This window comes from Bradyrhizobium centrolobii (genome assembly GCF_001641635.1).
Lineage (GTDB): Bacteria > Pseudomonadota > Alphaproteobacteria > Rhizobiales > Xanthobacteraceae > Bradyrhizobium > Bradyrhizobium centrolobii.
This window is the reverse complement of the sequence record NZ_LUUB01000068.1, coordinates 1-9,782: the sequence shown is the minus strand read 5'-3', so window position 1 is coordinate 9,782 and position 9,782 is coordinate 1. Positions and strand designations below refer to the sequence as shown.

Below are 9,782 nucleotides of genomic sequence, written 5' to 3'. Positions count from 1 at the left end.
CGGGAATTCGGCAAACGGGCGCTCGACGTCGCGATCAGCGTTCTCGCGATCGTGGTGCTGGCCCCCGTCTTCACGGTGGTGTGGATAGCAATCCGTCTCGACAGCCCCGGACCCGCGGTCTTTCGCCAACGCCGGATCGGGCGAGACGAGAAGCCGTTCAACTGCTTCAAATTCCGGACGCTCCGCCACAAGGCCGACGAAAACGTCCATCGCGAGGCGATCCGGCGGGTTTGGGCTAAGGAACCCCTCTCGGACGACCCCGATGCCCCATACAAGCTGACAGACGATCCTCGCGTGACGCGCGTGGGGCGGTTGCTGCGGAGAACCAGCCTCGACGAGCTGCCGCAACTCCTCAACGTGTTGCGGGGCGAAATGAGCATCGTCGGTCCGCGGCCGGCGATCCCTTATGAACTCGAATACTTCCGGGACTGGCACCACAAACGTCACATTGTGAAGCCCGGAATCACCGGAATTTGCCAGGTGCACGGCCGGCGGTTGGTAATTCGGTTAAGCTGCCCATTCAGCAGAACACGGCATACAAGTCGGCTCCCGCAGCCTGAGTGATCGGATCTGGCACGTTGGGATCGGTGAGCCAATATGTGAGGGATCTCAGAGTCTTGTTGACCGCCGAGGCTCGTCGATCGCGATAGCCCTCCGGCTCAAACTGCAGCCGGAAAATTCTCCGCTCGACCGTAGCGAATTTGCGCTTAAATCGAAGCAATCCGGGTTGATCGAGGTCAGATGCGCCAAAGTCGAGCAGATTAAGGCCACGGCGCTGTCCAATTCTGATGCCTTCCCAGACAAGAAGATCATTCGGACACAAGCCGCGTTCCAAGGAGGCGTTGAACTTATAATACAGCGTGCCCCTGCATTCGAGGAATACAGTGGCGGCGACCGGGGATCCGTCAACCTCGGCAAGAAGAACCGTCAGGTTATCATCTTTTGCAAACGAAGCATGCAGGTTCTCAAAAAAAGCAAAGGGCTGCGGGAGGAGACGATATTTGGATTTTCGAACATGACAATGCATCTCATAGAAGACATGAAGATCATGGAGCTCTTGGCTCGCACGGACCTTGATGCCGCTCCGCTGAGCCTTCCTGATATTTTGACGAGCTGCCCCCAAGAAGCCGCCCCATATTTCAAGCTCCGGTCGAGCGAGGTCGACGCTGTGCCAAGCCGCTTCGCCGACCTTCACAAAGCGCTCATCTTTTGCGGGCAATTGATTACTAAGACAGCGAAGCGTGATTGGAAAACCCAAGGAAATCAGCGGGGCAACAAGCTCGCGCCAAGTGTCGCCATCACTAATTAGTGGATCGCAGTAATCTGAAAATGGTCCGCAAACAATCCGCTCGCCCTTCAGATCGGAGAGCTGACAATATAGGATGGCCCCGTCTGCTTTGCCGTCATTCTGAATACCTTTCATAGATACCGAGACCTTGAACCCGTACGTCCGGGCTACCGCCTCCGTCCAACACTGCGAGGAGAACAAACTGTTTAACGGGTGATGCGCAATCGCGCGCCACATTTCGGGCTGTCCATCGATATGCTCTAGCATGCGTATCCTTCCCCCATCCCTGCTAATTCCCCGGCTCCTGCCGTTCTTCGATTTACCTAGCGGTTCTATCGAATAGAACCGCTCCAGGAGTGCGGCAAAGGATCCAGAGATCGAGCCATAGCGATCGTGATCGAGCATAGACCAGGTCCAGTGCCAGCATTTCCGGCATCGATAGCCGGTTGCGACCATTGACTTGCCACAATCCTGTAATGCCGGGGAGACAGTCGTGCCTCCTGCGTTGCTCGGCTGTGAACAGCTCGACTTCCCACGGCAATGATGGCCGAGGCCCGACCACTGACATGTCGCCGCGAAGCACATTGAACAATTGTGGGAGCTCGTCCAAGCTGAACCGCCGAAGAAGGCGACCCACGTTCGTAATCCGCCGGTCTGCCTCCAACTTGAAGACGCCATCGCTGGTTCCTGGTTGGCCCCCCAACAGCTCTCGGGTGTTCATTTGCCGCAGAGGCGTGTCGTCAGCGTCGAGATACATGGTTCGGAACTTGAACATCGTGAACGGTCGCTCGTTCTGGCCTATGCGGATCTGCCGAATGATGGCCGGTCCGCGACTGCTAAGCCGGATCAGGATGGTCAATCCGATCATAGGTAGTGCACATAGCAAGAGCAGCGGACAGGCGACAGCGAGGTCAAGAACGCGCTTTCCGCGTCGCTGGTTGGTCCTTGGATCTCCCAGAAGCGGCGCGTTTTGCTGTTCTTCCCGGAACGCCCCGATCCAGGACTGCGCTTTCTGATCGCTTTCGTCGAAGCCGCCCATCAGCTACACTGATCCGTCTCATCTGGCGAGGCTGCTGCGCGGTTGCCAGGAGCGGCCACACAATCGCTGCGCCGAGAAGCGAGATGAATTCGCGTCGCTTGATTGTAATAGCATCATGCTGGGTCGAATTGACCTTGCCCCTTTGGCTTAATCCGGTTTGAGGAGAGCTTCCTACCCGGAGCAGTACAAGAAATATCCCGATCATCATCCTTCGGCGGCAAGGCCGCCGGGCATCCTGCGGATCGTCCGCGACCTCGAGATTGTGCTCCTCTTTGGGAAGTCCTATACGAAAGGTCGCCTGGTTTCCACTGACGGAGGTAGGGCAGTGGTTCTGTCGGCCAGCATATCTGCGGGAGCTGATGCGACCGGCGGGGTCCTTATCATCGTCGAAAACCTGCCGGTGCCGGCCGATCGCCGGGTCTGGCCGGAGGCCACAGCGCTGCACCAGGCTGGTTACACCGTTTCGGTTATTTGTCCGAAAGGGAAGGGATATGACAAGGCATACGAGCAGATAGACGGTGTGCATATCTACCGCCATCCACGGGGTGTGGAAGGCTCGGGCGCCGTGACTTATCTTCTCGAATATACCGTCGCCCTTTTTTGGGAATTCGTTCTCTCGTTGAAGGTGGCGCACCGGCATGGATTCGATATTCTTCATGCGTGCAATCCACCGGACTTGATCTTTTTGATCGCGATTTTTTACAAGTTCTTCTTTGGCAAGAAATTTCTGTTTGATCAGCATGATCCCGCGCCCGAACTTTATGAAGTCAAATTCGGCCGCCAGGATTTCTTTTATCATCTCCTGCTCTTGCTTGAACGCTGGACGTTTCGATCGGCCGACGGGAGCCTCGCGACAAACCCTACGCTGAAGCAGCAGGCCGTGGAGCGAGGCGGGATGCCGCCAGACAGGGTCTGGATCGTCAGAAGCGTCCCCGATCTTGGGCGCTTCAGGCAGGCCAAGCCCGATCTGTCAGTCAGGCGGTCCTTTCGATATCTCGTCGGCTATGTGGGAATGATTGCCGAGCAGGACGGTGTAGACCTGCTGGTCAAGGCGATGGAACGCATCGTCAAGCGCCTGCATCGAACAGATATCGCCTGCCTGATCATCGGCGACGGGCCGGAAGCAGGTCGGCTCAGGACGCTCACAGGCGAACTCGGGATCGCCGACAATGTCGAATTTGCCGGTTTCATTACGGGCGACGCGCTTCCCGCCATGCTGGCGGCTTGCGATATCGGTGTCGTTCCGGATCCGCCCAATGCCTGCAACGTGATTATGTCGATGATCAAGGTCTTTGAATACATGGCCATCGGGCTGCCGTTCGTTCTGTTCGACTTGCCACAGGCGAGGGATGATGCAGGCGACGCCGCTCTGGTGGTGGCGGAGCCGACGCCGCAGGCGCTCGGCGAAGAAATCGTGGCGCTGCTTGAGGACGAGGCCGGACGCGAGCGTATGCGGAACTACGGCAGGGAGCGTGCCTACGGCGAATTTCAGTGGGAGCTTGAAAAGCATTCTCTCCTCGCCGCTTATGCGAGGCTGGCGCCGTCGCTCGCACACGATAATGCGGCTCGATCCGCGCGTGCGCATGAGAGGAAGGCAGGAACACCAGCCGATACCGATGCTCCCTGAGAGCGGAAGCAATCACCGTCCGTGCGGTGGAGCGGGTGAACTGCTGTGACCGATCGCGAGGTCGCAGAGAGTGTACCAGGGGCCAGCCCCCTGGATCGCGAGCGTAATGTCCGGATCTTGGCTCCCGGCTGCGGCGAGACCGATCTGCACGGGGTGCGCGCCAGGGGCCAGACCTCGCGTGGCAATCGTTGCGACGTCCGTGCGCGTGCCGGGAAGAAAGCCTTTCATTGAAATTGCGGTTTCGAAGACTCGGGTGCCGGTCCGGACCAGAAGCCGTTGATCGAAATACATCGGTGCATTCCCCTTGTTCGTCCAATTCAACGTGAGATCAAAGCTCGGCTGCGGCCTGCCGACTTGGGAAACCGCACGCTAGTGAGCACAGAACCGGTAGCCGAGCTTCGTGATCATGTCCTCTACGGCGGAGTACATTACCGCGTGGACGCGTCGTTCCTGTTGTTGAACTGGGAGGCATGGTTGTGGATGGCCCACTGGAAGGCTTGTTGCCAGGGTAATTCGACGAGACCCAGAACGACATTATTTCGCATGTTTCCAGAATGACCGGTGAGAACACGTCGTGGAGCGCATTCAGGGATGCCGTGCTCGGCGTTGGAGGTGATGGTCTGATAGGTACCAGTTCCACAATGCGATTACGGAAGTAGACGCGCGACCAATCCCTGACGAATTCGCGCGACACGGAAAAACTCGCATATGACCTCCGCTCCTTCCGATGTGACGTGCCGGCCCCGGTCCTCGGCCAGCCTTGAATGAGTTGCGGAACTTCAAGCGTTGAGCCATTGAGAGGGTACCTGCCAGCCCGCGCTAGAGAACGACGACGTGGATTTTGTCTGCGCTGTCGGATGTTTTTGTCTACGCGTTTGAGGCGATACCTCTTTTGGTCTACCTCTTTCGATTCTTGTCCGCGTGGTTTTAATGCGTCGTAAATCGCATCGTGCTGCGCTAACCTCATCGAGACGCTCCGCGCGTGGACGACTTACTCGAGCGCAGCAGACCGCGTCCTCGAGTAGACAGAGCGGACGGGTGCGAGCCGGGCCTGTTGAGAAAGCGGAGCTTTAGGTGGAGCTGCTGCTTGCTGCCAAGCTTCTGATTGCCGCGCTGCGGCGTCGCAAAGTTGCGTCGCTTGCCGTCTTCCTGACGGTCCTCGCCGCGTCCCTTTCCGCCTATCAGCTTGTCGGGCGGCGTTACAACGCCGAGGCCCTGCTTCTGGTTGGCAATGGTGTCAAGGACTCGGAATCCCGCAGCGTCGTCGACTCCCGAAGCATGGTCGACCCTACCGGTATCAATTCGCTTGCCCGACTTGCCGAGACAGAAGACGTTGTGCGCGAAGCGGCGAACAAGGTAGGTCTTCAGCGCCTTTTTCCTGACCTCGACCGGATGCAACCGAACGGCGGCCGCCTGATTTCGATCTTGCGCGAAGCGGCAGCTGAGCTAGATCTCAAGCGCTTGCTTTCCGCTGATCAGATTTCGATCTTACGCGAAACGGCAGCTAAGCTAGGTCTCGAGCGCTTGCTTTCCGCTGATCAGGCCCGCCGCAACGACGACATCCTGATTTCGATGCTGCAGCGCTCCATGTCCGCACGAGCAGAGGGCAAAACCGACCTTCTGAAAATTTCATTTCCTCACCGCGATCCGGTGATCGCGGCCGAGTTCGTCAATGCGCTCGCTGACGCTTTGGTCGCCAAGCAGGCGGAGCTTCTCAACGTGCCGGGCGCCTTTCAATTTTTTGACGTGCAGAGGAAACAGCTGCAGGAAGAGGTTCAGAAGGCGGCCTCCAGGCTTGAGAGCTTTTCGGCTGCAGTCTCGATCTATTCCATCAACGATCAGCGTACTCTCCTTCTCAACCGTGCCGACCAACTTACCCAATCCCTCAGTTCAACGCAGGGCTCCATCGTGGAGCTGCAAGGTCGGAAGGAAGCATTGACCGAGCAGTTACTGAGGCTGAAGCCGGTCACGCAATCGCAATACGTCTCCGGGATTGTGAGCAGCTTGGGAGCAACCAACGTTGAAAGGACTGAAAGTCGCGCCAGGATCAGCCAGGCGGAGCGATCTCTCACCGAGGCTCCACCGCTCCTTCTCATCCGCGTCTATCAGGACACAATGGCTGCTCTTTTCAAGGTTGACGCGGATTTTGCCGGCACAAAGAATCGGGAGGCACACTTGGGCACAGAGCTCCAGCGTGTAAACGAGGAACTTGCCGCTCTCTCGTCGAGAGAGGCGGAATACAATCGGCTGAGCCGGGACCTGACGCTGGCGGTGACCGCTGCCGAGAGTTATGCGAAGCGAACCACCGAAGAGCGGATCAACACGAGTCTCGCGAACGCACGCGTATCGGGCTTGCGAATTGCGCAATTTGCCAGCCCGCCAGATTCTCCCGCCTTTCCCCAACTGATCATTTTCCTGGCGCTGGGCCTGGTCGGGGGGATCGTTTTGGCATCGGCTGCGGCTCTTTTGTCAGAAGCGTTGGTTAGCGTCGGCACATACGATGTCGTATCGCCCGGGTCCGCGGAAGCCGCGACAGACGTGCGGTCGCGCGCCGAAACCGCGCGAAACCCCACGTCGTTTAACCTCCCTGCGCCAGGCGTCGCACAAGCGCTATCGGCGGTGCCACCCGCTTCGTCGACATAGTTTGCGGGCAGGACCGTCGTATCCATTCGGCGTAGGCCGCAGGGTCACTGCCTGAGCAGTTCCGGATTGTCTTTGCAGAACCTGGTAAGCTCGATCAGGTTTTCGATTCCGAAGTCGGTGAACGCCTTGACGCCGTCTTCTCCAACGCCATAGACCCAGATGATCTTGTCCTCGATGTCCATTTCAATCGAGATGTCGCGCAGCCGGCCAGGACCGGCACGGTCGTATCATCGGCATGAAGGCACTCGGCCGCCATGACATGGGCTTCCGCCAGGCGCAGAAGGGCTCCAGCGACGCACAGGGCGATCCTACCGCCATGGTCGACAACGCTATCGGCACGCCTTCCAGAGCGTAGCGCTCGGACTGGCGGTCAAGGGCTGATGCTGACCGAACTTCTCAAACATGATCACGGCCAAGAGGCGCGGGCTGGCCCATCCCCTGGCGACGGCATGGAACGGCGCCGGCGGCTGGCTGATCTTATCGCAGTCGCGGCAGGTGAACTTCTCGCGCACCGTCTCGATCACCTTCCACTGACGTGGCGAGCATTCCAACGTCTGCGTCACGTCTTCGCCGAGTTTACGTCTGCGGTCGCCAGCCCAATTGCGGATTCCGCCAGTCGATGCCCTCGAGCATATAGGCCATCTGCGCCGCTGAGATCGATACCGCGCCGGCCGACGCCGCGGGCCAGATGAACTTCCCGCGGTCAAGACGTTTGGCGTAGAGCGACAGTCCGATCCCATCGCGCCAGAGGATATTGACTAGATCGCCGCGGCAGCTCGGAACGATGTAGAGACCGCCAGTCGGGATCGCGCTTCAAGCTCTCTTGAACAGTAAGAGCCAGGCTTTGCATGCCGCGGCGCATGTCGGTGTGGCCAGTGGCAATCCAGACTTTGACGCCACTCGGAATCGAGATCATCGTCGTCGCAGGGGTTCAAGAACACGCTGCAGGGCCGCGGCATCTAGTTCCCGGTCAACTCGAACGCGACAGCCACCGCCAAGCTCAATCTCGATGATTCCAGCTCACAGTCTCCCCAGCCTGCAACGTCTCTTCAACCAGACGAACCTTCTCGCCGTAAGTCCATCGGCGCCGACGTTCAGCGCCGACACCTTAACCTGCATGCGCCGCATGACCTTAAGGCTAGACTTAAGGTCAAATCCTCAGGCCGCCTCTCAAACTACACAAGGTGGCGCTCGCCGGAGCGATACGGACCGTCTTGCGGTCGACGAAGTCAGGAGCGCCAAACTATTCCCTAATGCCATCGAAGAACGTTTATTGGGCTGATCGATCAGCGCCAAGAACCTACCGGTTGCGACGCGGTTATTTCGCGCTGCCAACTTTAGGGTTAGCCCCCAATAGTGCGCTCCACTGGGCTGGCGAGAAAGGGCGATTGTAGTAGTTTGTCATACAGGGCGTAGAAGCGGTAATCACCTACTGCGTACGCTTTTGCGTGGAACGCCCTCTGCAGTTTCCAATTCGAAAAAGAGTGTGAACCTAAGGAGGGGAGCATGTCTCGTTCGATAGTACTGCGTTCCAAGCTTGTCCCTCACTTACTCGATACTCCGAACCAAACCGAGCACGCGGAAGTTCAGACCGCGAAAGATGGCCCGTTGCTCGCCGTCATCGGTTGCGGCTACTGGGGTGCGAAACACATCCGAGTCGCCTGCGATGTACGCGCCGCAAGGATGTCGATGGCCGCTGATCTGCGTCCTGACAGATTGGAATATGTCCATTCACAATATCCTTCTGTCGCTGTTTCGCGTGATATCGGCGCGGTACTGAATAGCCCTTCTATAGACGGGGTCATCGTCGCCACCCCCGTGGAGACGCACTTTAAATTGGCGCGGGCGGTGCTCCAGGCCGGAAAGCACGCGCTCGTCGAGAAGCCGTTGGCCATGACGAGCGCGCAATGCCGCGAGTTGAATGCGATCGCCGAAGAGCGCAAGCGTGTGCTGATGGTCGGGCACACGTTCGAATATCACCCGGCGGTGGGTTTCATGCGCCAGATGATCCAGAGCAGCTCTCTCGGCGAGCTTTACTACATTGATTCGCGGCGCCTGAATCTCGGTCTCTACCGGCAGGACGCCAATGTCCTTTGGGACTTGGCGCCGCATGACCTCTCGATCATCTTCTTCCTGCTGGAGGAGGTGGCGCAAACCATCGGCGCCTGGGGTTGCGCGCACGTTCTGCCCGACGTTGAGGACGTTGTTTACGCCAAGATGGGCTTCAAGAGCGGCGTGGCCGCTCATATGCATGTTTCCTGGTTGGACCCGGTCAAGGTGCGCCAGATCACGATCGTCGGCAGCGATGCGATGCTGGTTTTCGACGACGTGCAGCCGTCCGAGAAAGTGCGCGTTTACCAGAAGCGCTTCAGGCCGCAGATCGACGGCAACTCCTACGCCGACTTCCAGTCCGCCTATCATCACGGCGACGTTCATATCCCAGCGATATCCAACAGCGAACCGCTGAAACTCGAGATACTCGACTTCGTCAACGCGATGATGACCGGAGAACGGCCGCGCGCGGACGGAGTGCATGGGCTGCGCGTTGTCGAAGCGCTCGAGGCGGCATCAGCGTGCCTACGGCGCAAGCACAAACACCGTAGCACCGGTAAGGATCAACTGACGTTCCGGCGGCGGAACGTGTCGGTGGGAGGCCCGAAAATTGCTGTCACATGAAGCCACGCGACGGAAGGCGATCCCCCGGGAATTCGGCAAACGGGCGCTCGACGTCGCGATCAGCGTTCTCGCGATCGTGGTGCTGGCCCCCGTCTTCACGGTGGTGTGGATAGCAATCCGTCTCGACAGCCCCGGACCCGCGGTCTTTCGCCAACGCCGGATCGGGCGAGACGAGAAGCCGTTCAACTGCTTCAAATTCCGGACGCTCCGCCACAAGGCCGACGAAAACGTCCATCGCGAGGCGATCCGGCGGGTTTGGGCTAAGGAACCCCTCTCGGACGACCCCGATGCCCCATACAAGCTGACAGACGATCCTCGCGTGACGCGCGTGGGGCGGTTGCTGCGGAGAACCAGCCTCGACGAGCTGCCGCAACTCCTCAACGTGTTGCGGGGCGAAATGAGCATCGTCGGTCCGCGGCCGGCGATCCCTTATGAACTCGAATACTTCCGGGACTGGCACCACAAACGTCACATTGTGAAGCCCGGAATCACCGGAATTTGCCAGGTGC

The 9,782-nt window shown here is 58.8% G+C and carries 10 protein-coding genes and 1 pseudogene; 5 read left to right on the top strand and 6 right to left on the bottom strand.

Features of this window, described 5'->3' with window-relative positions:
• Nucleotides 1-564, top strand: a 564-nt coding sequence (locus AYJ54_RS22470; RefSeq protein WP_245329100.1) for a sugar transferase, incomplete at its 5' end; no start/stop codon positions are given.
• On the opposite strand, the gene AYJ54_RS47585 is transcribed toward AYJ54_RS22470, so the two are convergent.
• Together AYJ54_RS47585 and AYJ54_RS54025 are read right to left on the bottom strand one after the other, a co-directional pair.
• The gene (locus tag AYJ54_RS47585) at nucleotides 521-1,693 is read right to left on the bottom strand and encodes a lipid II:glycine glycyltransferase FemX (protein WP_136623862.1); all 1,173 of its coding nucleotides are present in this window, start codon (nucleotides 1,691-1,693) and stop codon (nucleotides 521-523) included. The genes AYJ54_RS22470 and AYJ54_RS47585 overlap by 44 nt on opposite strands.
• Complete coding sequence (locus AYJ54_RS54025) at nucleotides 1,608-2,327, bottom strand: sugar transferase (protein ID WP_082905792.1); 720 nt, start codon at nucleotides 2,325-2,327, stop codon at nucleotides 1,608-1,610. The genes AYJ54_RS47585 and AYJ54_RS54025 overlap by 86 nt, the downstream gene beginning before the upstream one ends.
• A 325-nt stretch (nucleotides 2,328-2,652) precedes the next feature.
• Here AYJ54_RS54025 and AYJ54_RS22455 point away from each other — a divergent pair, with 325 nt between their 5' ends.
• Nucleotides 2,653-3,954, top strand: coding sequence for a glycosyltransferase family 4 protein (locus tag AYJ54_RS22455; RefSeq protein WP_063702285.1), 1,302 nt, complete (start codon nucleotides 2,653-2,655; stop codon nucleotides 3,952-3,954).
• 1,074 nt (nucleotides 3,955-5,028) lie between these two features.
• Nucleotides 5,029-6,597: a GumC family protein gene (locus AYJ54_RS22445; protein WP_063702281.1), complete on the top strand. Its 1,569-nt coding sequence runs from the start codon at nucleotides 5,029-5,031 to the stop codon at nucleotides 6,595-6,597.
• Nucleotides 6,598-6,641: 44 nt separating this feature from the next.
• Here AYJ54_RS22445 and AYJ54_RS51355 read toward each other — a convergent pair whose 3' ends face one another.
• From AYJ54_RS51355 to AYJ54_RS53725, 4 genes and pseudogenes are all read right to left on the bottom strand, one after another.
• A complete protein-coding gene (locus tag AYJ54_RS51355) occupies nucleotides 6,642-6,779 on the bottom strand; it encodes a hypothetical protein (RefSeq protein WP_201724242.1) in 138 nt (45 codons plus the stop codon).
• Between the two features lie 11 nt (nucleotides 6,780-6,790).
• Nucleotides 6,791-7,187, bottom strand: a pseudogene (locus AYJ54_RS47580) (IS66 family transposase); the annotation flags it as partial.
• Nucleotides 7,174-7,350, bottom strand: coding sequence for an IS66 family insertion sequence element accessory protein TnpB (gene tnpB, locus AYJ54_RS53730; protein WP_347337225.1), 177 nt, complete (start codon nucleotides 7,348-7,350; stop codon nucleotides 7,174-7,176). The pseudogene AYJ54_RS47580 and the gene tnpB, both read right to left, overlap by 14 nt.
• A complete protein-coding gene (locus tag AYJ54_RS53725; protein ID WP_347337224.1) occupies nucleotides 7,301-7,447 on the bottom strand; it encodes a hypothetical protein in 147 nt (48 codons plus the stop codon). The genes tnpB and AYJ54_RS53725 overlap by 50 nt, the downstream gene beginning before the upstream one ends.
• A gap of 656 nt (nucleotides 7,448-8,103) precedes the next feature.
• On the opposite strand from AYJ54_RS53725, the gene AYJ54_RS22435 reads away from it, so the two are divergent.
• Both AYJ54_RS22435 and AYJ54_RS22430 read left to right on the top strand, forming a co-directional pair.
• On the top strand, nucleotides 8,104-9,273 hold the full coding sequence (locus tag AYJ54_RS22435; protein ID WP_082905791.1) for a Gfo/Idh/MocA family protein: 1,170 nt from the start codon (nucleotides 8,104-8,106) through the stop codon (nucleotides 9,271-9,273).
• Nucleotides 9,260-9,782, top strand: a 523-nt coding sequence (locus AYJ54_RS22430; protein WP_063702276.1) for a sugar transferase, incomplete at its 3' end; no start/stop codon positions are given. The genes AYJ54_RS22435 and AYJ54_RS22430, both read left to right, overlap by 14 nt.

Bases quoted from the DNA above. Each gene is read 5' to 3' on its own strand.
- AYJ54_RS47585 (WP_136623862.1), bottom strand. From the start codon at position 1,693: ATGCTCGATCACGATCGCTATGGCTCGATCTCTGGATCCTTTGCCGCA.
- AYJ54_RS54025 (WP_082905792.1), bottom strand. From the start codon at position 2,327: ATGGGCGGCTTCGACGAAAGCGATCAGAAAGCGCAGTCCTGGATCGGG.
- AYJ54_RS51355 (WP_201724242.1), bottom strand. From the start codon at position 6,779: ATGGACATCGAGGACAAGATCATCTGGGTCTATGGCGTTGGAGAAGAC.
- AYJ54_RS53725 (WP_347337224.1), bottom strand. From the start codon at position 7,447: ATGCAAAGCCTGGCTCTTACTGTTCAAGAGAGCTTGAAGCGCGATCCC.
- AYJ54_RS22435 (WP_082905791.1), top strand. From the start codon at position 8,104: ATGTCTCGTTCGATAGTACTGCGTTCCAAGCTTGTCCCTCACTTACTC.